Below are 21,316 nucleotides of genomic sequence, written 5' to 3'. Positions count from 1 at the left end.
TTCCCTCTCCACATTGGCCCTACCAATTCACTGAACAACCCTTCCTTGGTTCACATTTCTATAATCTTTGCTCACAAACATATTGCCGAACAATAACATTTGGTTAACCATTTGTTGTCATTAACCCTACATCACACTATTGGCAGGACCACTTTTACACATAATGTGACGCAGAGATGAGCACAGACTCACCGCCTCACAGAAGGTGTGGTCCTCGGGAGACCTGCAATGAGCCTCTGGCAACAAAACTACGATCCGGCAGGAAATATCTGGCTATCTAGCCTGATCGCCTCGCTACCTATTCTGTTCTTCTTCTTCGCGCTGATTAAGCTCAAGCTGAAGGGCTACCTTGCGGCGACGTACACCGTTGCCATCGCCCTGCTGGTAGCGCTGTTCTTCTACAAAATGCCGGTCGATCGTGCCCTGGCCTCGGTGGTATATGGCTTCTTCTACGGCCTGTGGCCCATCGCCTGGATCATCATTGCAGCGGTCTTTGTCTATAAAATCTCGGTGAAGACCGGGCAGTTCGACATTATCCGCTCGTCGATCCTCTCCATCACCCCGGACCAGCGTCTGCAGATGCTGATTGTCGGCTTCTCCTTCGGCGCGTTCCTGGAAGGGGCTGCCGGATTTGGTGCCCCGGTGGCGATCACCGCCGCCCTGCTGGTCGGTCTTGGCTTCAATCCGCTCTATGCCGCGGGTCTGTGCCTGATCGTCAACACCGCGCCGGTGGCGTTTGGTGCGATGGGCATTCCGATTCTGGTGGCCGGGCAGGTAACCGGCCTGGACAGTTTCGAGATCGGCCAGATGGTGGGCCGCCAGCTGCCGTTCCTGACCATTATCGTGCTGTTCTGGATCATGGCGATTATGGACGGCTGGCGCGGCATTAAAGAGACCTGGCCTGCGGTAATGGTCGCGGGTGGCTCGTTCGCCATCGCCCAGTACCTGAGCTCTAACTTCCTTGGCCCGGAACTGCCGGACATTATCTCTTCCCTGGTCTCGCTGGTCTGCCTGACGCTGTTCCTGAAACGCTGGCAGCCGGTGCGTATCTTCCGCTTTGCCGATATGGGCGCCTCGCACGTGGATCAGACTCTGGCCCGCACGGGTTATACCGCAGGACAAATCGTCCGCGCCTGGTCGCCGTTCCTGTTCCTGACCGCGACCGTGACGCTGTGGAGTATCCCGCCGTTTAAAGCCCTGTTCGCTCCGAACGGCGCGCTGTATGACATGGTGGTCAATATCTCCGTGCCGTTCCTCGACAAGATGGTTGCCCGTATGCCGCCGGTGGTACATGACGCCACGCCGTACGCGGCGGTGTTCAAGTTCGACTGGTTCTCGGCCACCGGTACCGCCATTCTGTTTGCCGCCCTCCTTTCCGTGATGTGGCTGCGCATGAAGCCTGTTGCCGCGGTGCAGACCTTTGCCGCGACCCTTAAAGAGCTGATGCTGCCGATCTACTCCATCGGCATGGTGCTGGCGTTCGCGTTTATCTCGAACTACTCCGGCCTGTCGTCAACGCTGGCCCTGGCGCTGGCCCATACCGGTTCAGCCTTCACCTTCTTCTCGCCGTTCCTCGGCTGGCTGGGGGTCTTCCTGACCGGGTCAGATACTTCATCGAACGCCCTGTTCGCGGCCCTGCAGGCGACAGCCGCGCAGCAGATTGGCGTGTCGGATGTTCTGCTGGTGGCGGCCAACACCACCGGGGGCGTCACCGGCAAGATGATCTCCCCGCAGTCCATCGCCATTGCCTGTGCGGCGGTAGGCCTGGTGGGGAAAGAGTCCGACCTGTTCCGCTTTACCGTTAAACACAGCCTGATATTTACCTGCATGGTCGGGGTCATCACCACCCTGCAGGCCTATGTCTTAACCTGGATGATCCCATGATAGTGATGCCCAGACGCCTGTCCGACGAGATTGCTACTCGCGTGCGGGCGCTGATTGAAGAGATGCAGCTGGAAGCGGGCATGAAGTTGCCCGCCGAACGCCAGCTTGCCGCCCGGCTTGGCGTATCGCGTAACTCGCTGCGCGAAGCCCTGGCGACCCTGGTCAGCGAAGGGGTGCTGGTGAGCCGTCGCGGTGGCGGCACCTTTGTGCGCTGGCAGGACGATGACTGGTCCGGGCAGAACATTGTTCAGCCATTGAAAACTCTGATGGAGAACGACCCGGACTACAGCTTTGACATCCTCGAAGCCCGTCACGCCATAGAAACCAGCACCGCCTGGCATGCGGCTATGCGGGCAACCGAAGCGGATAAAGAGAAGCTCAAAGCCTGCTTCGAGGCCACCCAAAGCAGCGATCCGGATATCGCCTCGCAGGCGGACGTCCGGTTTCATCTGGCCATTGCCGAGGCCTCACACAATGTCGTGTTGCTCCAGACCATGCGCGGCTTCTTCGACCTGCTGCAATCGTCCGTAAAGCAGAGTCGCCAGCGCATGTATCTGGTGCCGCCGGTTTTTGCCCGGCTGACCGAGCAGCACGAAGCGGTCCTCAACGCCATTCTGGCAGGTGATGCCGAAGCCGCACGCGCAGCGATGATGGCGCATCTGGGCTTTGTCCATACCACCATTAAACAATTTGATGAAGATCAGGCCCGGCAGGCGCGTATTACCCGCCTACCGGGCGATACCGTTATTTCCAGGGAGAAGAACTGATGATCATTTCCGCAGCCAGTGACTATCGCGCCGCCGCCCAGCGCATCCTGCCACCGTTCCTGTTTCACTATATCGATGGAGGGGCCTATTCCGAGTACACCCTGCGTCGCAACGTGGAAGACCTGTCGGAAGTGGCCCTGCGCCAGCGCGTGCTGAAGAATATGTCCGACCTGAGCCTTGAGACGAAGCTGTTCAATGAAACGCTCTCCATGCCGGTCGCCCTCGCCCCGGTCGGGCTGTGTGGCATGTATGCCCGCCGGGGTGAAGTGCAGGCCGCCGCCGCCGCGGATGCGAAGGGCATTCCGTTTACGCTTTCAACCGTCTCGGTCTGCCCGATTGAAGAGGTGGCTCCGACTATCAAGCGCCCGATGTGGTTCCAGCTGTACGTCCTGCGCGACCGCGGCTTTATGCGCAATGCGCTGGAGCGGGCGAAGGCGGCAGGCTGTTCCACCCTGGTCTTTACCGTGGACATGCCGACCCCCGGCGCACGCTATCGCGATGCTCACTCCGGAATGAGCGGCGCGAATGCGGCGATGCGCCGCTACTGGCAGGCGGTAACGCATCCGCAATGGGCGTGGGATGTGGGGCTCAACGGCCGCCCGCACGATCTGGGGAATATCTCCACCTATCTGGGTAAGCCGACGGGGCTGGAAGATTACATTGGCTGGCTGGCGAATAACTTCGATCCGTCCATCTCGTGGAAAGACCTGGAGTGGATCCGCGAGTTCTGGGATGGCCCGATGGTGATCAAAGGGATCCTCGATCCGGAAGATGCCCGCGATGCGGTCCGTTTCGGCGCCGACGGGATTGTGGTGTCGAACCACGGCGGCCGCCAGCTCGACGGCGTGCTCTCCTCGGCCCGCGCCCTGCCCGCCATTGCCGATGCGGTTAAGGGCGATATCGCGATTCTGGCGGACTCCGGCATCCGCAACGGCCTGGACGTGGTGCGTATGATTGCCCTCGGGGCCGATACCGTCCTGCTGGGCCGAGCCTATCTGTATGCGCTGGCGACCCACGGCCAGGCAGGCGTTGCCAATCTGCTCAACCTGATCGAGAAAGAGATGAAGGTGGCGATGACGCTCACCGGAGCGAAAACCATCCCGGAAATCAGCAAGGAGATGCTGGTGCAGGAGTTGAGTAAACTCCCTGCCGGGCTGGCGCCGCTGGCGCAGGGGAACGCGGCGTAGATGAGTGCGGTCTGATCCCTCACCCTGACCCTCTCCCCAAAGGGGAGAGGGGATGATATTCTGCCCGCGCTATTTAAGGGGGCAGCATGCTTAACATCGTTCTATTCGAACCAGAAATTCCACCTAATACCGGCAACATCATCCGCCTGTGCGCCAATACCGGGTTCCGTCTGCATATCATCGAGCCAATGGGCTTTACGTGGGACGACAAGCGCCTGCGCCGCGCCGGGCTGGATTACCACGAATTCACCGCCGTGGTGCGCCATCAGGATCTGGCTGCCTTTATGGACGCGGAAAAGCCGGAGCGGATCTTTGCCCTGACAACGAAAGGCACGCCTGCCCACAGCGCCGTGAGCTATCAGAAAGGGGATTATCTGCTGTTTGGCCCGGAAACGCGCGGCCTGCCGGCCACCATTCTTGATGCCCTGCCTGCTGAACAAAAAATTCGTATTCCGATGATGCCGGACAGCCGCAGTATGAACCTGTCGAATGCGGTGTCGGTGGTGGTGTATGAAGCCTGGCGCCAGCTGGGATACCCTGGCGCGATATTACGTAGCTGATTTCTTGCCGGGTGGCGCTTCGCTTACCCGGCCTACAGGTTAAATCCCGTCGCCATACTCAAAGGTATGGTGGATGCCGTTGAAGAACTGATCCATATCCATCGCTGGCTTGTCGCTGTCTGGCTTGCCGACGATACGCGCCGGAACGCCAGCCGCGGTGGTATGCGGCGGGACAGGTTGCAGCACCACCGAACCGGCGCCAATCTTCGCGCCGCGCCCAACTTCGATATTGCCGAGGATCTTCGCGCCTGCGCCAATCATCACCCCTTCACGGATTTTCGGGTGACGGTCGCCGCTGGTTTTCCCGGTCCCGCCCAGGGTAACGGACTGCAGGATTGAGACGTCGTTTTCAATCACCGCCGTTTCACCCACCACAATACCCGTTGCGTGGTCGAGCATGATGCCGCGGCCAATCTTCGCCGCCGGGTGAATATCCACCTGGAAGCTCACCGAGACCTGATTCTGCAGGAAGATGGCCAGCGCGCGGCGACCTTCGTTCCATAACCAGTGGCCGATACGGTAGGACTGCAGGGCGTGGAAACCTTTCAGATAGAGTAATGGCGTGGAGTATTTGTCCACCGCCGGGTCGCGGTTGCGTACCGCCTGAATATCGCAGGCGGCGGAGGCGATCATCTCCGGGTCAGCCGCGTAGGCCTCTTCCACCACTTCACGGATGGCGATTGCCGGCATGATCGGTGAAGCCAGTTTATTGGCGAGCATATAGCTCAGGGCGCTGCCGAGATTTTCGTGCTTGAGTAGCGTCGCGTGGTAGAAGCTGGCCAGCATGGGCTCACAGTCAGCCAGAGCCCGGGCTTCGGCTTTAATATTGTTCCAGACGATATCCAGTTCTTCACACGGCATTGCTTACTCCAGACGTAATAATAATGACCGGCCAGTTCTTTGCCGGCCGGGTCATTCAGGGGACAACGCTTTCCTGCGGTTAACGGCTGCTACGCTCGTCCTTGCGTGCACGACCTAATAAGGTCAATGCTGCCTCGCGCGCATTTTTTCCGCAATACAATACCTGATAAATTTCCTCGGTTATTGGCATTTCGACACCAAAGCGGTGTGCCAGCTCGCGGACTTCTTTGGTATTGCGGTAGCCTTCCACCACCTGGCCGATCTTCTCCTGCGCGCCGATCACATCCATGCCCTGGCCGAGCATCATGCCAAAACGACGGTTACGGGACTGGTTGTCGGTACAGGTCAGCACCAGATCGCCTAACCCTGCCATCCCCATAAAGGTGGCCGGATCGGCACCGAGCGCCGCGCCAAGACGGGACATTTCAGTTAAACCACGGGTGATCAGAGCGGTACGTGCGTTGGCGCCAAAGCCGATGCCGTCGGACATGCCCGCGCCGATAGCGATAACGTTCTTCACCGCGCCGCCCAGCTGTACGCCGATAAAATCGGGGTTGCTGTAAACGCGAAAGCTCTTACCGCAGTGCAGCAGCTGCTGCAGATCGTCAGCGAAGGTCTCATCGGTCGAGGCAAGTGAAATGGCCGTCGGCAGCCCTGCCGCCAGCTCTTTCGCAAAGGTCGGGCCGGAGATCACCGCCAGCGGAATGGCATCGCCCAGCGCTTCGCGGGCGACATCCTGTAACAGGCGTCCGGTTTCGGCTTCCAGCCCTTTAGTCGCCCATACCACACGCGCATCGTCACGCATCAGCGGTTTAATCTGTCGCAGCACCAGGCCAAACACGTGGCTTGGCACCACGATCAGAATATTGCGGCTGGCGGCAAGCGCCGTCGCAAGATCGCTTTCAAGATGCAGTGAGTCAGGGAAAGGCACATCGGGGAGGAACGCGACGTTGCAGCGATCGGCTTGTAACGTCGCGATATGTTTGGGATCGTGGCCCCAGAGAACCACTTCGTGTCCATTTCTTGCCAGGGTGATGGCAAGAGCGGTGCCGTAAGAGCCGGCACCGATCACAGTCATTGACGCATTGACAGTACTCATCAGGCATCCTGATGTTGTTCAGTACCTTCGCCAGCTTGCTGCTGCAGATAGTTCATGAACAGCGCATCGAAGTTCACTGGCGCAAGGTTCAGTTGCGGGAACGTACCACGGGAAACCAGGCTGGTGATGCATTCGCGGGCATACGGGAACAGAATGTTCGGGCAGTATGCGCCCAGGCAATGCGCCATCTGATTACCTTCGATGCCGCCGATAGAGAAGATGCCGCCCTGCTGTACTTCACACAGGAATGCAGTCTCTTCGCCCAGAGAGGCGGTTACGGTAACACGCAGCACGACTTCATACACATCTTCCGCCAGCTGGGTGGAAGCGGTATCCAGATCAAGTTTAACCTCTGGCTGCCAGTCTTTCTGGAAAACGTGCGGCGCATTAGGTGCTTCGTAGGAGACATCTTTGGTGTAGATGCGCTGGATCTGGAAAGTCATCTCGGTATTATTTTGTTCTGACATGGAAAAGCCCTTTTTAATTGTCCTAAAACGCCTTAGCGCAGCAGCGGATCGAGTCCACCACGCGCGTCAAGCGCATACAAGTCATCACAGCCACCAATGTGCTGCGCATCGATAAAAATCTGCGGAACCGTCGTACGGCCACTACGTTTAATCATCTCTTCACGCTTTGCAGCGTCGCCATCAATCGGCAGTTCCTGGAAGGTAACGCCTTTGCTGTCCAGCAGCGCTTTTGCACGATGGCAGAACGGACAGGTCGCTTTGGTGTAGATCTCGATATTGGCCATGTTCAGACTCCTGTTTACTTACCGCGAACCAGAGGCAGATTTTCGCCGCTCCAGCCAGAGATACCGTCCTTCAGGACAGTGACTTTCTCAAAGCCAGCTTTGACGAGCGTGTTTGCGGGCTCCTGAGCCTGCATACCGGTGCCGTCAACGACAATAATCGGTTTATCTTTATGCTTTTCCAGTTCGCCAAGGTTATTAGCTTTGATGTCGGTCGGCAGCAGGTTAATCGCCCCTGCAATATGGCCTTTGCGGAAATCATCGCGCTGACGCAGATCGACAACCACTGCATCTTCTTTGTTGATAAGACGCGTTGCTTCGCCGCGGTTGATCACCTTCACTTTCGAGGTGAGGCCTTTGAACGTGGTGAAAAGTACTGCCGCCAGTAGACCAATCCACGCGATACAAAGTATGGGGTGGCGGCTGACAAATTGCATAATTTCTTGCATGGGGGGTAACGACTCCCGACTGAGTGAATAAAAAACCAGGACAGGAGTATACCTGTGCGTTGTGGCAAATACAGCCAGCGACAATAAGCTAATCCATTTTCTGCGTACTGCCACGAAAAAAAAGAGCAAAAATGGCCTAACCTTAGCCCTGCCCCCGCGGTTTCTTTGATCTTCTGCGGCTATTTGATCGATTCAGCTGTAGTAAAATTACGCAAATTTTTTGTCTTTTGAGCAAAGAGGTTGTCGCAATGTCGGTTTCTAAAAAACCTATGGTACTGGTGATTCTTGACGGCTATGGCTATCGCGAAGATCAGCAGGATAACGCCATTTTCAACGCTAAAACCCCGGTCATGGATGCGCTGTGGGCAAAACGTCCGCACACCCTGATTGATGCTTCCGGCCTGGAAGTGGGTCTGCCCGATCGCCAGATGGGCAACTCCGAAGTTGGACACGTCAACCTGGGCGCAGGCCGCATTGTTTATCAGGACCTGACCCGTCTGGATGTTGAAATTAAAGAACGCACCTTCTTTGCTAACCCGGTGCTGACTGGCGCGGTTGAGAAAGCGGCGGCCGCGGGCAAAGCGGTGCATATTATGGGTCTGCTCTCCGCGGGCGGCGTTCACAGCCATGAAGATCACATCATGGCGATGGTGGAGCTGGCAGCAGAGAAAGGAGCAGACAAAATCTATCTGCACGCCTTCCTGGATGGCCGCGATACCCCACCACGCAGCGCTGAATCCTCCCTGAAAGCCTTTGAAGAGAAGTTTGCCGCACTGGGCAAAGGCCGCGTAGCCTCTATCATTGGCCGCTACTACGCCATGGACCGCGACAACCGTTGGGATCGCGTAGAGCAGGCCTACAATCTGCTGGTAGAAGCCAAAGGCGAGTTCCAGGCAGATACCGCCGTTGCCGCGCTGGCAGCCGCATATGCCCGCGATGAAAACGACGAATTCGTGAAAGCGACCGTGATCCGTGCTGAAGGCCAGGCTGATGCCGCGATGGAAGATGGCGATGCGCTGATTTTCATGAACTTCCGTGCTGACCGCGCCCGCGAAATCACTCGCGCCTTCGTGAATGCCGATTTCGACGGCTTCGCCCGTAAAAAAGAGGTTAAGCTCGGCGATTTCGTGATGCTGACCGAATATGCCGCCGACATTAAAGCGCCATGCGCTTATCCGCCCTCTTCCCTGGCGAACACCTTCGGCGAGTGGATGGCGAAGCACGACAAGACCCAGCTGCGCATCTCCGAGACCGAGAAATATGCCCACGTTACCTTCTTCTTTAACGGCGGCGTAGAAGAGTCCTTCAAAGGCGAAGATCGCATCCTGATCAACTCCCCGAAAGTGGCAACCTACGATCTGCAGCCAGAGATGAGCTCCGCCGAGCTGACCGAGAAGCTGGTTGCTGCTATCGAAAGCGGCAAATACGACGCCATCATCTGTAACTACCCGAACGGCGACATGGTGGGCCATACCGGCGTAATGGAAGCGGCAATCAAAGCCATTGAAGCGCTGGATCTGTGCATTGAACAGGTTACCAAAGCGGTGGAAGCCGCAGGCGGCCAGATGCTGATCACCGCTGACCACGGTAACGCCGAGCAGATGCGCGATCCGGCCACCGGCCAGGCGCATACCGCGCATACTAACCTGCCGGTACCACTGATTTATGTCGGTGATAAATCCGTGAAATCCGTTGATGGCGGTAAGCTTTCGGACATCGCCCCGACCATGCTGACCCTGATGGGCATGGAAATCCCGCAAGAGATGACTGGCAAGCCGCTGTTCATCGTGGAATAATCCCTCCCCATGAGGGGAAAGGCGATTGTTTCATTCACATGGGTCGTGAAGCCGTTACGGTTATCAGTCAGGCCTTTACTGTACGCCAGCGCACTCAGCGCTGGCGTATTGTTGTGCGCGGCATCCGCCCAGGCGGACGAGCGCGATCAGCTCAAAAGCATTCAGGCGGATATCGCCGCTAAAGAGCGGGCGGTACGCCAACAGCAGCAGCAACGCTCGTCGCTGCTTGCGCAACTCAAAAAGCAGGAAGAGGCCATCTCCGCGGCCGCACGTCAGCTACGTGAAACCCAGAACACCCTCGCCCAGCTCAATAAACAAATAGACGAGATGAATGCGTCTATCGCCAAACTTGAGCGCCAGCGCGCGGCTCAGGAGCGCAACCTTGCGGCGCAGTTAGACGCAGCCTTTCGCCAGGGCGAACACACCGGCGTTCAGCTGATCCTCAGCGGCGAAGAGAGCCAGCGCGGCCAGCGCCTGCAGGCCTATTTCGGTTACCTCAACCAGTCCCGCCAGGAGACCATCGCCCAGTTGAAGCAGACGCGCGAAGAGGTCACCACGCAGAAAGCGGAGCTGGAAGAGAAACAGAGCCAGCAGCAGACCCTGCTCTACGATCAGCAGGCGCAGCAAGCCAAGCTGGAGCAGGCGCGCAACGAACGTAAGAAAACCCTTGCCGGTCTCGAATCCTCCATTCAGGAAGGTCAGAGCCAGCTGAGCGAAATGCGCGCTAACGAATCGAAATTGCGCAACAGCATCGCCCGTGCAGAGGCGGCAGCGAAAGCGCGCGCCGAAAGAGAGGCCCGCGAAGCGCAGGCCGTGCGTGACAAGCAGCAGGAAGCCTCCCGCAAAGGTACCACCTATAAACCGACCGAAAACGAACGTTCGCTGATGTCCCGCACCGGCGGCTTAGGCTCACCGCGCGGCCAGGCCTACTGGCCGGTACGCGGTTCTATTCTGCATCGCTATGGCGAACAGCTGCAGGGTGAGCTACGTTGGAAGGGGATTGTGATCGGTGCATCGGAAGGCAGCGAAGTCAAAGCTATCGCCGATGGCCGGGTGATCCTCGCCGACTGGCTACAGGGCTACGGCCTGGTGGTGGTGGTAGAGCACGGTAAAGGCGACATGAGTCTTTACGGCTACAACCAGAGCGCGCTGGTCAGCGTTGGTACCCAGGTGCGGGCCGGTCAGGCTATCGCCCTTGTGGGCAGCAGTGGCGGTCAGGGCCGCCCGTCACTCTATTTCGAGATTCGTCGCCAGGGTCAGGCGGTCAATCCACAGCCGTGGTTGGGAAGATAAGTTTTGCTTCAATTTCGTCGTATGGTTTTTCCCCTCGTCAGCGCACTGGCGCTGGCGATGCCGGTTTACGCAGGTAAACTCGCTATCGTTATCGATGACTTCGGTTATCGTCCACACACAGAAAATCAGGTCCTGGCGATGCCCTCCGCCATCTCTGTCGCCGTCCTGCCGAACGCGCCTCATGCGCATGAAATGGCCACCAAAGCCCATAACAGCGGGCATGAAGTGCTGATCCACCTGCCGATGGCGCCGCTCAGTAAACAGCCGCTGGAAAAAGATACGCTGCGCCCGGAGATGACCAGCGACGAGATCGAACGCATTATCCGCGAAGCCTATGGCAAAGTCCCTTATGCCGTGGGGCTGAATAACCATATGGGCAGCGCCATGACTTCCAGCCTGTTTGGCATGCAGAAAGTGATGCAGTCGCTGGCGCGCTATAACCTCTATTTCCTGGACAGCATGACCATTGGCAACAGCCAGGCGATGCGCGCCGCGCAGGGCACCGGCGTGAAGGTGATTAAGCGCAAAGTGTTCCTCGATGACACGCAAAACGAAGCCGATATCCGCTTCCAGTTTAACCGTGCCGTACAGGTGGCCCGCCGATCGGGTTCGGCGATCGCCATCGGACATCCTCACCCGTCCACCGTTCGCGTGTTGCAGCAGATGCTGCCCAACCTGCCTGCGGATATTACCCTGGTACCGGCGAGCAGCCTGCTCAATGAGCCGCAGGTGGATACCTCCCGACCGGTCAGCACGCCGCCCGCTGGCGCTGCGCCTGGCACAAAACCGCGTAACCCTTTCCGTGGCGTGACGCTCTGTGCGCCTAAACAGCCGCCAGAGCCGGTTTACGTCACCCGCTACTTCTCGGTGATTAGCGAAAGCATCAGCCAGAGCACGCTGGTGAAATATGTTCAGTTGCAGTGGCAGGGCTGGGGTAAGAAAAGCTAATCCCGCCTCAGGCGGGATGGCCTACTCAATGACACGAGAGTCCGCGGGCTTTTTTTTGTCCGCGGACGCTTTTTGCTCCTGGTGTTGATACCAGGCTTTGAAATATTTCAGGAAGCTGTAAAAGGTAGCGTAGAGACCGGTCACCACCCCCACTCTTCCCTGACGCCACGCGCCGCTAAACAGATACCACTTAAAGAACGCGCCGATGGCGCTGATGACGCCACGGGCAATCGATGGCCTTATGGTCTGGTACTTCACCAGACGGCTGGTGTAGCTGTTGAGCTTGTTGAACACCTCATGCAGGGAATAGAAGGTGTCGTGCCGAACGCGGCCCGGTATTTTCGCCGACTGGATCACCCCTTCCACTTTGTCATCCACCGGACGCTGATTAAAACGCGCCTGAGTCCGGTTAAACAGCCGCACCGGGAAATCAGGTGAGGAGATGGGATAAATGGTGCGCACCTCTTCCCCCAGCACATGCCAGTAGCGGGCGATACGCCATGCCAGCTGTGGGTGGGGTTCATCACCTGCTTTCAGACGCAGGATAAAATCCACGGTCTCCGCATCCAGAATTTCATCGCTATCCATGCATAACACCCAGTCATTGCTCGCCAGATCGATGGCGTGATTCATCTGTACGCCATGCATGGCATAGGGGTGGTGATGAGGGGTGATGCCATACTCCTGGCAAATCGCTAATGTGCCGTCGTGACTGCCTGAGTCGAGAACAATGATTTCATCGGCGACGACGATCAACGGAGGCAGCACTTCACGGAGCAGCCGGGCGGAATTACAGGTCAACAAACAAACGGTGAGCTTGAACATATGCGCTGTAAAGTTAAGTAAACCTTAGCCAACTCTATAAGCGCAGGGCGAAAAAAGCGAAGAAAAGTTAGTATCAATCCGTTTGTGGACGTAAAAACGTGAGACCAGCGAAAAAAAGCGCCCGCAGGCGCTTTCTAACTTAATCCCAGCTCAGAATAACTTTTCCTGACTGGCCGGAACGCATCGCGTCAAAGCCCTGCTGGAACTCATCGATGGAGAAACGATGGGTGATAATCGGAGAGAGATCCAGACCCGACTGGATCAGCGCTGCCATCTTGTACCAGGTTTCGAACATCTCACGGCCGTAAATACCTTTGATGAACAGCCCCTTGAAGATCACTTTATTCCAGTCGATGGACATATCCGACGGCGGAATACCCAGCATCGCGATACGGCCACCGTGGTTCATGGTGTCGAGCATAGTGCGGAACGCCGGTGGCGCACCGGACATCTCCAGACCGACGTCAAAGCCTTCGGTCATGCCCAGCTCTTCCATCACGTCGTTCAGGCTCTCTTTAGAGACATCCACCGCACGGGTAACGCCCATTTTACGCGCCAGCGACAGACGGTATTCGTTCACGTCGGTGATCACCACGTTACGCGCACCGACGTGCTTCGCCACGGCTGCTGCCATGATGCCGATTGGGCCTGCACCAGACACCAGCACATCTTCGCCCACCAGGTCGAAGGAGAGCGCGGTGTGTACCGCATTACCGAACGGGTCGAAGATGGAGGCGAGATCGTCAGAGATATTGTCCGGGATTTTGAAGGCGTTGAACGCCGGGATCACCAGGTATTCTGCGAAGCAGCCCGGACGGTTGACGCCCACACCTACGGTGTTGCGGCACAGGTGGGTACGGCCACCGCGGCAGTTACGGCAGTGGCCGCAGGTGATATGGCCTTCGCCAGAGACGCGATCGCCAATTTTGAAGCCTTTTACTTCCTGGCCAATGCCTACCACTTCGCCAACATATTCGTGGCCCACTACCATCGGCACGGGGATAGTTTTCTGCGACCACTGGTCCCAGTTGTAGATATGCACGTCAGTGCCGCAGATGGCGGTTTTACGGATTTTAATCAGCAGATCGTTATGACCGACTTCCGGCTCTGGAACGTCGGTCATCCAGATGCCTTCTTCCGCTTTCAGTTTGGATAGTGCTTTCATTATGCGTCCTCAGGCAATCACGCCCAGTTGTTTGCCGATGCGGGTAAAGGCTTCCACCGCACGCTCAATTTGTTCAGGAGAATGCGCCGCAGACATCTGGGTGCGGATACGCGCCTGACCTTTTGGCACCACCGGGAAGAAGAAACCGGTGACGTAAATCCCCTCTTTCTGCAGCTCACGGGCAAAGTTCTGCGCCACGACGGCATCGCCCAACATCACCGGGATAATGGCGTGATCGGCACCGGCCAGGGTAAAGCCAGCGGCGGTCATTTTTTCGCGGAACAGACGGGCGTTAGCCCACAGTTTGTCGCGCAGATCGGCGCCGGACTCCACCATCTCCAGCACTTTAATGGAGGCGGAAACGATGGCTGGCGCCAGGGAGTTGGAGAACAGGTACGGACGGGAACGCTGACGCAGCCACTCCACCACCTCTTTACGCGCGGCGGTGTAGCCGCCGGAGGCACCACCCAGCGCTTTACCCAGCGTACCGGTGATGATATCCACGCGGCCCATGACGTCGCAGTATTCGTGGGAGCCGCGACCGTTTTCGCCGACAAAGCCGACGGCGTGGGAGTCATCGACCATCACCAGCGCATCGTATTTGTCCGCCAGGTCGCAGACGCCTTTCAGGTTAGCGATCACGCCGTCCATCGAGAAGACGCCGTCGGTGGCGATCAGCACATGACGCGCGCCAGCCTCGCGGGCCTCTTTCAGACGGGCTTCCAGCTCAACCATATCGTTGTTGGCGTAGCGGAAACGCTTCGCTTTACACAGACGCACGCCGTCGATGATGGAAGCGTGGTTCAGGGCGTCGGAGATAATGGCATCTTCCGCGCCGAGCAGGGTCTCAAACAGACCGCCGTTGGCGTCGAAGCAGGAGGAGTACAGAATCGCATCTTCCATTCCGAGGAAGGCGGCCAGCTTGCTCTCCAGCGCCTTATGGCTGTCCTGGGTACCGCAGATGAAACGCACGGAGGCCATGCCAAAACCGTGGGTGTCCATGCCCGCTTTCGCCGCGGCAATCAGCTCAGGGTGATTCGCAAGACCCAGGTAGTTGTTGGCGCAGAAGTTGATCACCTGGCTGCCGTCGGCAACGGTGATATCTGCCTGCTGAGCGGAGGTAATGATTCGCTCTTCTTTGAACAACCCTTCCGCCCGCGCGGTTTCCAGGTCACTGTTTAACTGTTTATAAAAATCACCACGCATTGCAATTCTCCAGACTCGGCAAATTTCGGCACATATTACCCAAAGCTATACCCCGATACGAGATGACGCTTTAACAGTTATCGTTTTTGCAGCATAAATCACGTGTACCCCTGCGCTAAGTCGGTGAATGGCTGAAGGGTGGTCATACTAATGATATGATATGAATATCAGTGCCCGGGATTGTCCCCGGGCTCCACACTTCAAAGGTTACAGTTATGATTATCGTTACCGGCGGCGCGGGCTTTATCGGCAGCAATATTGTTAAGGCTCTCAATGACAAAGGCATCACCGACATCCTGGTGGTGGATAACCTGAAAGACGGCACCAAGTTCGTTAACCTGGTGGATCTGAACATTGCCGACTACATGGATAAAGAAGATTTTCTGATCCAGATTATGGCGGGCGAAGAGTTCGGCGATATCGACGCAATCTTCCATGAAGGTGCTTGCTCCTCCACCACCGAGTGGGATGGCAAGTACATGATGGACAACAACTATCAGTACTCCAAAGAGATCCTGCACTACTGCCTGGAGCGCGAAATTCCGTTCCTGTACGCCTCTTCCGCGGCGACCTACGGCGGGCGCACCTCAGACTTTATCGAGTCCCGCGAATATGAGCAGCCGCTGAACGTCTACGGCTACTCCAAGTTCCTGTTCGACGAATACGTGCGCCAGGTGCTGCCAGAAGCGAACTCCCAGATCGTCGGTTTCCGCTACTTCAACGTTTACGGACCGCGCGAAGGTCACAAAGGCAGCATGGCGAGCGTGGCATTCCACCTCAACACCCAGCTGAATAATGGCGAAAGTCCGAAACTGTTCGAAGGCAGCGATGGCTTCAAGCGTGACTTCGTCTATGTGGGCGATGTGGCGGCAGTGAACCTGTGGTTCTGGGAAAACGGCGTCTCCGGGATCTTCAACCTGGGCACTGGCCGCGCAGAATCCTTCCAGGCGGTGGCTGACGCCGCGCTGGCGTATCACCAGAAAGGCACCATTGAGTACATCCCGTTCCCGGACAAGCTGAAAGGCCGCTATCAGGCATTCACCCAGGCGGATCTGACCAACCTGCGTGCCGCTGGCTATGACAAGCCGTTCAAGACCGTTGCCGAAGGCGTAACGGAATATATGGCCTGGCTGAACCGCGACGCGTAAGTATGAAAATTTTGGTGGTAGGCCCGTCATGGGTGGGCGACATGATGATGTCGCAAAGTCTCTATCGCACGCTCAAGGCGCGCTATCCCCAGGCGATAATTGACGTGATGGCACCCGCGTGGTGTCGTCCGCTGTTATCGCGGATGCCGGAAGTGAACGAAGCGATCCCGATGCCGCTCGGCCACGGGGCGCTGGAAATTGGCGAACGCCGCAAGCTCGGCCATAGCCTTCGCGACAAGCGCTACGATCGCGCTTATGTACTGCCGAATTCCTTTAAATCTGCCCTGGTTCCCTTCTTTGCGGGCGTTCCGCACCGCACCGGCTGGCGCGGCGAGATGCGCTACGGCCTGCTGAATGACGCGCGGGTACTGGATAAAGAGGCCTGGCCGCTGATGGTAGAGCGCTACGTGGCGCTGGCCTACGACAAAGGGGTGATGCGCAGCGCGAAAGACCTGCCGCAGCCGCTGCTGTGGCCGCAGCTTCAGGTTAACGAGGGTGAGAAATCCCAGATCTGCAATACTTTTGGCCTGCAGGCCGATCGCCCGATCATCGGCTTCTGCCCGGGCGCGGAGTTCGGCCCGGCGAAGCGCTGGCCGCACTATCACTACGCTGAGCTGGCGAAGCAGCTGATCGACGAAGGCTATCAGATTGTGCTGTTCGGCTCGGCGAAAGATCACGAGGTGGGCAATGAAATCCTCGCCGCGCTGAGCATCGAGCAGCAGGCCTGGTGCCGCAATCTGGCCGGGGAGACCCAGCTGGAGCAGGCGGTGATCCTGCTGGCAGCCTGTAAGGCAGTGGTCACGAACGACTCCGGCCTGATGCACGTTGCCGCAGCGCTGAACCGCCCGCTGGTGGCGCTGTACGGCCCGAGCAGCCCGGACTTCACGCCGCCGCTGTCGCATAAAGCGCGCGTGATCCGCCTGATCACCGGCTACCACAAAGTCCGTAAAGGTGACGCCGCTGAAGGCTACCACCAGAGCCTGATCGACATCACTCCGCAGCGTGTCCTCGACGAGCTTAACGAACTGCTGTTGAGCGAAGAAGGATAACGGATGCGGGTATTGATCGTTAAAACCTCCTCAATGGGCGATGTGCTGCATACCCTGCCCTCGCTCACTGACGCCATGCAGGCTATTCCGGGTATCCGTTTCGACTGGGTGGTGGAAGAGGGTTTCGCCCAGATCCCCACCTGGCATGCTGCCGTAGATCGGGTTATACCGGTGGCGATCCGCCGCTGGCGCAAAGCGTGGTTTTCCGCACCGATTAAGGCCGAGCGTAAGGCCTTTCGCGACGCGCTGCAGGCCCACCATTACGATGCGATCATCGACGCCCAGGGGCTGGTAAAAAGCGCGGCGCTGGTCACCCGGTTGGCCCACGGCATAAAGCACGGTATGGACTGGCAGAGCGCCCGTGAACCGCTGGCGAGCCTGTTCTACAATCGTCGCCACGCGATCGCGAAGCAGCAGCATGCCGTGGAGCGCACCCGGGAGCTGTTCGCAAAGAGCCTTGGCTATGCAAAACCGCAACTGCAGGGGGATTACGCCATTTCGCAGCATTTCCTGCACGATGCAAAGCCACACGCGCCTTATCTTATCTTCCTGCACGCCACCACCCGGGATGACAAACACTGGCCGGAAGCCCACTGGCGCGATCTTATCGGCCTGCTGAGCAGTGCGGGCCTGCGCATCAGGCTGCCGTGGGGCGCCCCGCACGAAGAGGCGCGGGCGAAGCGTCTGGCGGAAGGCTTTGATTACGTGGACGTGCTGCCCCGGATGAGGCTGGATGGCGTAGCGCAGCAGCTGGCGGGCGCGACGGCGGTGGTGTCGGTGGATACCGGTCTCAGCCACCTGACGGCGGCGCTGGATCGTCCTAATATTACGCTTTACGGCCCGACGGACCCGGGTCTGATTGGCGGCTATGGCAAAAATCAATATATCTGCCGCCCGGAACATTCATCGCAGCTGAGCGACCTTTCCGCCGCTGCGGTTTTTGCGCAATTAGAGCCGTTGCTGGCAGCAGAGAGAGCCTATGTCTGATTTTTTCTCAGCGGAGCGCCCACCGAAGCGCGTGCTGATCGTAAAGCTGCGTCACCACGGTGACGTCCTGCTGACCTCGCCGGTCTTTACGGTACTGAAAACGAACTATCCCGATGTGGAAGTGGATGCCCTGGTGTATGACGACACCCAGGCGATGCTCACCAGCCATCCGTTTATCGACCAGGTGCATACCATCGGGCGTAACTGGCGTAAAAAGGGCTGGTTCGCGCAGTTCCGTCTGTATCGTGCGCTGCTGAAGACCCTGAAAGCGCGTCAGTATGACGTGCTGATCAACCTCACCGAACACTGGCACGGCGCGCGTCTGGCGCGCCGTCTGAAGCCGCGCGTCTCCGTCGGCTTTAAGCCCAATAAACGCGGCGGACTGGCGCGTCGCCGCTGGGTGAAATCCTTCACCACCCTCTACCCGGCGATCCAGGATAACAGCCGCCATATGGTGGAGGTGAATCTCGATGCGCTGCGGCGGATCGGCATCCATCCCCAGACCGATGCAGACAAGCACACCCTGTTTGTACCGGGCGATGCGGCGGAAGCGTCGATTGCCGAAAAACTGGCCGGCTTTGGGCTGAGCAGCGGCTCTTACATTCTGGTGCACCCCACGTCGCGCTGGATGTTTAAGGCCTGGGATATCCAAAAGCTGGCGGCGACCATTGATAACCTGGCGGCCCGCGGCCTGCCGGTTATCCTCTCCGCCGCGCCGTCAAAAGAAGAGACCGACTATATGGATGCGCTGCGGGCTGCGCTCACCCAGCCGGTGTTTGATTTAAGCGGTCAGCTAAACCTGAAAGAGCTGGGCGCGCTGATGAAGCACGCGCGGATCTACTTCGGCGTTGACTCCATGCCGATGCACCTCGCCAGCGCGGTGGGCACACCGACCGTCGCCATCTTCGGCCCGACCGGAGCGATTAAGTGGGCGCCGTGGGGAGTGAACTACCGCGTGATTGTGGCTGGGTTTACCTGCCAGCCGTGCGGTAAAGCGGGCTGCGGCGACAGCGGCGTCTCCGACTGCATTACGGCGATCACCCCGCAAATGGTGCTGAGCGCCATCGATACGCTGCTGCTGGAAAACCCGGCATGAAGCTCGCTATCGTCCGACAGACCTATAACCCCAACGGCGGCGCGGAGCGCTTCGTCTCCCGCGCGCTGAACGTGCTGGCGCAGGATACGGCTCTCGACGTCACGCTGATCGCCCGCCAGTGGGAGGATGCCGCCGGCTGGAAAACGCTGACGGTTAATCCATCATTCCGTAACCGTCTCGATCGCGAGTCGGGTTTTGCCGACGCCGCGGCGGCGCAGTTTACGCAGTTCGATATCGTGCAGAGCCACGAACGTATTCCCGGGGCGACCATCTTCCGCGCCGGGGATGGCGTACACGCAACCTGGCTTGAGCAGTACAACCGCATCCAGTCGCCGCTGGCGCGCTGGGCGCAGTCCCTGAGCCGCTACCATCGCTATATTTTGCGGGCGGAAGCGCAGATGTTTACCCATCCTGCGCTGCGCAAAGTGATCTGCAACTCGAAAATGGTGCGGGACGATATCGCCCGCCGTTTTGGCCTGGCCGATGACAAGCTGACGGTGATCTACAACGGTGTGGATACGACCCACTTCAGCCCGGATGTGCGCACGCTCTCCCAGCGGGACGTCCTGGGTATTCCGCAGCATGCGCCGGTTCTGGCCTATGTCGGCTCCGGCTTCAGCCGTAAAGGGGTGGCGACGGCGCTGCGCGCCATTGTGCCTCACCCTGAGGTCTGGCTGCTGGTTGCCGGGCGGGACAAGCACGCCCACAAATTCGAAAAGCTGGCGCAGACGCTCGGCGTCGCTTCCCGGGTGCGTTTTCTGGGGCCGGTCGCCGATGTGCGCCAGGTCTACGGCACCGCCGACGCGCTGATCCTGCCGACGCTCTACGATCCCTTCCCGAATGTCTGTGTCGAAGCGCTGGCCTGCGGCCTGCCGCTGCTCACCAGCCATGGCTGCGGCGCGGCAGAGTGGATTGAAGAAGGGGTGAACGGCTGGGTGCGCGACGCGCTCGACAGTGACGGATATCAGCAGGCGATAAGCCTCTGGCTTCAGGGCCGTGACCAGGGTGTGGATTATTCAGCAGCAGCACGCGCTACTGCTGAGCCTTATACCCTGGAGCGGATGGCGAAAGCGCTGCAGGCGCTCTATCGCGAACTGCTGCGTTGAGCCGCGTTGGAAAAGACCTTTTCCATTGAGGCAAGCATACATTCACGAGTGAAATGGCGGCACAGGTAATCATAGCCCTGCTGCGCCAGCGTTTGGCGCAGCAAAGCATCCTCATACAGTTTCACAATCGCCTCGCGCAGCGCCGTTTCATCGCGCTGGGCGATCAAAATACCGGTTTTGCCGTCGATCACGGCATCTGCCGTGCCGCCCGCATCGGTGGCGATGGTGGCGATCCGCGAGGCCAGCGACTGCAGCACCCCCTGCGGGACGCCTTCCATATCGTGCGACGGGCTAAGCGCAACATCAAACGCCGGGAACCAGCGCTCAGGATCGCTCCGGTGCCCCGCCATCACTACGCGCGCCTGTAATCCCAGGTCGATAATCTCCTGCTCCAGCGTCGCTTTATGCGGCCCCTCTCCCACTATCGCCAGTTTGATCTGCGGATGATCAATGGCGGCCAGGGCGCGTAGCAGTACGCTATGGCCTTTATTAGGCCGCAGATGTGACACCACCCCCAGCCAGAAATCCCCCTGCGACAGGCCGCAGTATGCGCGGGCCTGTTGCTTATCCGCCGGATGAAAACGCTGCGTATCCACGCCACTCGGTACAGATGTACTTTGGTTCATCGGCACGCCGATATCGGCCATCTGCTGGCGTAGCGCCTCCCCGGTAGTGACGATATGCGAACAGGCTTTACGAAACAGCCAGCGGGTAGTCCAGTTGTTGCGCGGCACGCCGGAAGCATGGCGGGTACGCACCAGCGGCACCGGGTTTGAGAGGGTAAGATTGGCCAGCGCCACCAGCCAGGTATCGGCGGAATTATGACTATTTATGACATCAATGGATGAACGGTTCTCTTTCAGCCAGCCGCGCAGCTGCTGCAGGTTCTGAAGGTTCTTGCGCCGAAGCGGCATGGTGACCACCGTTAACCCGGCATCGCGCGCCAGGCCATGCAGCGGCGCACTCTCCGGGCAAAGTATGGTCACCTGATGGCCACGCTGAATCATCCCAAGGGACTCATTAATAATGCGTAACGGCTGGCCGCCCTTACCCCCGTCGGCTTCAGTGTGAACAATATGCATACTTTTCCTGGTTATTGTGCATTAGCTGGCATAACAACAAATTATATACGTTACAGCCCC

General features: G+C 58.5%; 21 protein-coding genes. 12 read left to right on the top strand and 9 right to left on the bottom strand.

What is annotated here, in order from left to right; all coding sequences use genetic code 11:
- Nucleotides 1-228 precede the first annotated feature (228 nt).
- The 4 genes from lldP (at nt 229) to trmL (ending at nt 4,398) form a co-directional block, all read left to right on the top strand.
- Nucleotides 229-1,884 (top strand): L-lactate permease, encoded by a 1,656-nt coding sequence (lldP, locus tag ACOKCT_RS18625; protein WP_103177744.1) that lies wholly within the window; start codon nt 229-231, stop codon nt 1,882-1,884.
- Nucleotides 1,881-2,651 carry a transcriptional regulator LldR gene (lldR, locus tag ACOKCT_RS18620; protein ID WP_114316219.1) on the top strand — a complete coding sequence of 257 codons (771 nt, stop codon included), beginning with the start codon at nt 1,881-1,883 and terminating at the stop codon, nt 2,649-2,651. The genes lldP and lldR overlap by 4 nt, the downstream gene beginning before the upstream one ends.
- Nucleotides 2,651-3,838 (top strand): FMN-dependent L-lactate dehydrogenase LldD, encoded by a 1,188-nt coding sequence (gene lldD, locus ACOKCT_RS18615; RefSeq protein WP_103177742.1) that lies wholly within the window; start codon nt 2,651-2,653, stop codon nt 3,836-3,838. Before lldR ends, lldD begins: the two co-directional genes overlap by 1 nt.
- A gap of 86 nt (nt 3,839-3,924) precedes the next feature.
- Entirely contained in the window at nt 3,925-4,398 is a 474-nt protein-coding gene (trmL, locus tag ACOKCT_RS18610) for a tRNA (uridine(34)/cytosine(34)/5-carboxymethylaminomethyluridine(34)-2'-O)-methyltransferase TrmL (RefSeq protein ID WP_159340405.1), read from the top strand.
- Nucleotides 4,399-4,437: 39 nt separating this feature from the next.
- Here the strand turns inward: trmL and cysE are convergent, their stop codons facing one another.
- From cysE to ACOKCT_RS18585, 5 genes are all read right to left on the bottom strand, one after another.
- On the bottom strand, nt 4,438-5,259 hold the full coding sequence (gene cysE / locus ACOKCT_RS18605) for a serine O-acetyltransferase (protein ID WP_103177740.1): 822 nt from the start codon (nt 5,257-5,259) through the stop codon (nt 4,438-4,440).
- A gap of 79 nt (nt 5,260-5,338) precedes the next feature.
- Nucleotides 5,339-6,358 (bottom strand): NAD(P)H-dependent glycerol-3-phosphate dehydrogenase, encoded by a 1,020-nt coding sequence (gene gpsA / locus ACOKCT_RS18600; RefSeq protein WP_420193762.1) that lies wholly within the window; start codon nt 6,356-6,358, stop codon nt 5,339-5,341.
- Complete coding sequence (gene secB, locus ACOKCT_RS18595; protein WP_032615746.1) at nt 6,358-6,825, bottom strand: protein-export chaperone SecB; 468 nt, start codon at nt 6,823-6,825, stop codon at nt 6,358-6,360. The genes gpsA and secB overlap by 1 nt, the downstream gene beginning before the upstream one ends.
- Before the next feature lie 32 nt (nt 6,826-6,857).
- Nucleotides 6,858-7,109 carry a glutaredoxin 3 gene (grxC, locus tag ACOKCT_RS18590; RefSeq protein ID WP_103177738.1) on the bottom strand — a complete coding sequence of 84 codons (252 nt, stop codon included), beginning with the start codon at nt 7,107-7,109 and terminating at the stop codon, nt 6,858-6,860.
- A 14-nt stretch (nt 7,110-7,123) separates the two neighbouring features.
- Complete coding sequence (locus ACOKCT_RS18585) at nt 7,124-7,555, bottom strand: rhodanese-like domain-containing protein (protein ID WP_103177737.1); 432 nt, start codon at nt 7,553-7,555, stop codon at nt 7,124-7,126.
- A gap of 248 nt (nt 7,556-7,803) precedes the next feature.
- Between ACOKCT_RS18585 and gpmM the strand changes: the two genes are divergently transcribed.
- The 3 genes from gpmM to ACOKCT_RS18570 are packed head-to-tail and all read left to right on the top strand — an operon-like array spanning nt 7,804 to nt 11,592.
- Nucleotides 7,804-9,351, top strand: a complete 1,548-nt coding sequence (gene gpmM / locus ACOKCT_RS18580) for a 2,3-bisphosphoglycerate-independent phosphoglycerate mutase (RefSeq protein ID WP_156653693.1) — start codon at nt 7,804-7,806, stop codon at nt 9,349-9,351.
- Nucleotides 9,352-9,360: 9 nt separating this feature from the next.
- On the top strand, nt 9,361-10,644 hold the full coding sequence (gene envC / locus ACOKCT_RS18575) for a murein hydrolase activator EnvC (RefSeq protein WP_103177735.1): 1,284 nt from the start codon (nt 9,361-9,363) through the stop codon (nt 10,642-10,644).
- Nucleotides 10,645-10,647: 3 nt separating this feature from the next.
- A complete protein-coding gene (locus ACOKCT_RS18570) occupies nt 10,648-11,592 on the top strand; it encodes a divergent polysaccharide deacetylase family protein (protein WP_103177734.1) in 945 nt (314 codons plus the stop codon).
- Nucleotides 11,593-11,613: 21 nt separating this feature from the next.
- On the opposite strand, the gene ACOKCT_RS18565 is transcribed toward ACOKCT_RS18570, so the two are convergent.
- The 3 genes from ACOKCT_RS18565 to kbl all read right to left on the bottom strand — a co-directional run bounded on the left by ACOKCT_RS18565 (nt 11,614) and on the right by kbl (nt 14,788).
- Complete coding sequence (locus ACOKCT_RS18565; RefSeq protein WP_103177733.1) at nt 11,614-12,417, bottom strand: glycosyltransferase family 2 protein; 804 nt, start codon at nt 12,415-12,417, stop codon at nt 11,614-11,616.
- A gap of 139 nt (nt 12,418-12,556) precedes the next feature.
- Nucleotides 12,557-13,582, bottom strand: a complete 1,026-nt coding sequence (gene tdh, locus ACOKCT_RS18560; RefSeq protein ID WP_103177732.1) for an L-threonine 3-dehydrogenase — start codon at nt 13,580-13,582, stop codon at nt 12,557-12,559.
- 9 nt (nt 13,583-13,591) lie between these two features.
- Complete coding sequence (kbl, locus tag ACOKCT_RS18555; protein ID WP_103824320.1) at nt 13,592-14,788, bottom strand: glycine C-acetyltransferase; 1,197 nt, start codon at nt 14,786-14,788, stop codon at nt 13,592-13,594.
- 215 nt (nt 14,789-15,003) lie between these two features.
- Here kbl and rfaD point away from each other — a divergent pair, with 215 nt between their 5' ends.
- The 5 genes from rfaD to ACOKCT_RS18530 are packed head-to-tail and all read left to right on the top strand — an operon-like array spanning nt 15,004 to nt 20,174.
- Nucleotides 15,004-15,936 carry an ADP-glyceromanno-heptose 6-epimerase gene (gene rfaD / locus ACOKCT_RS18550; protein WP_103177730.1) on the top strand — a complete coding sequence of 311 codons (933 nt, stop codon included), beginning with the start codon at nt 15,004-15,006 and terminating at the stop codon, nt 15,934-15,936.
- A gap of 2 nt (nt 15,937-15,938) precedes the next feature.
- Nucleotides 15,939-16,985, top strand: a complete 1,047-nt coding sequence (gene rfaF / locus ACOKCT_RS18545) for an ADP-heptose--LPS heptosyltransferase RfaF (protein WP_103177729.1) — start codon at nt 15,939-15,941, stop codon at nt 16,983-16,985.
- Nucleotides 16,986-16,988: 3 nt separating this feature from the next.
- Nucleotides 16,989-17,972, top strand: a complete 984-nt coding sequence (rfaC, locus tag ACOKCT_RS18540) for a lipopolysaccharide heptosyltransferase RfaC (protein ID WP_103177728.1) — start codon at nt 16,989-16,991, stop codon at nt 17,970-17,972.
- Nucleotides 17,965-19,068, top strand: coding sequence for a putative lipopolysaccharide heptosyltransferase III (gene rfaQ, locus ACOKCT_RS18535; protein ID WP_420193761.1), 1,104 nt, complete (start codon nt 17,965-17,967; stop codon nt 19,066-19,068). Before rfaC ends, rfaQ begins: the two co-directional genes overlap by 8 nt.
- The gene (locus ACOKCT_RS18530) at nt 19,065-20,174 is read left to right on the top strand and encodes a glycosyltransferase family 4 protein (protein WP_103177726.1); all 1,110 of its coding nucleotides are present in this window, start codon (nt 19,065-19,067) and stop codon (nt 20,172-20,174) included. Before rfaQ ends, ACOKCT_RS18530 begins: the two co-directional genes overlap by 4 nt.
- Here the strand turns inward: ACOKCT_RS18530 and ACOKCT_RS18525 are convergent.
- Complete coding sequence (locus tag ACOKCT_RS18525) at nt 20,153-21,256, bottom strand: glycosyltransferase family 4 protein (protein ID WP_103177725.1); 1,104 nt, start codon at nt 21,254-21,256, stop codon at nt 20,153-20,155. The two genes, ACOKCT_RS18530 and ACOKCT_RS18525, sit on opposite strands and share 22 nt — an antisense overlap.
- Between the last annotated feature and the right edge of the window lie 60 nt (nt 21,257-21,316).

Source organism: Leclercia sp. M-A074-M (assembly GCF_965195605.1).
Taxonomy (GTDB): domain Bacteria; phylum Pseudomonadota; class Gammaproteobacteria; order Enterobacterales; family Enterobacteriaceae; genus Enterobacter.
The sequence above is the reverse complement of the archived record's forward strand: the minus strand, read 5'-3'. Positions and strand labels throughout refer to the sequence as shown.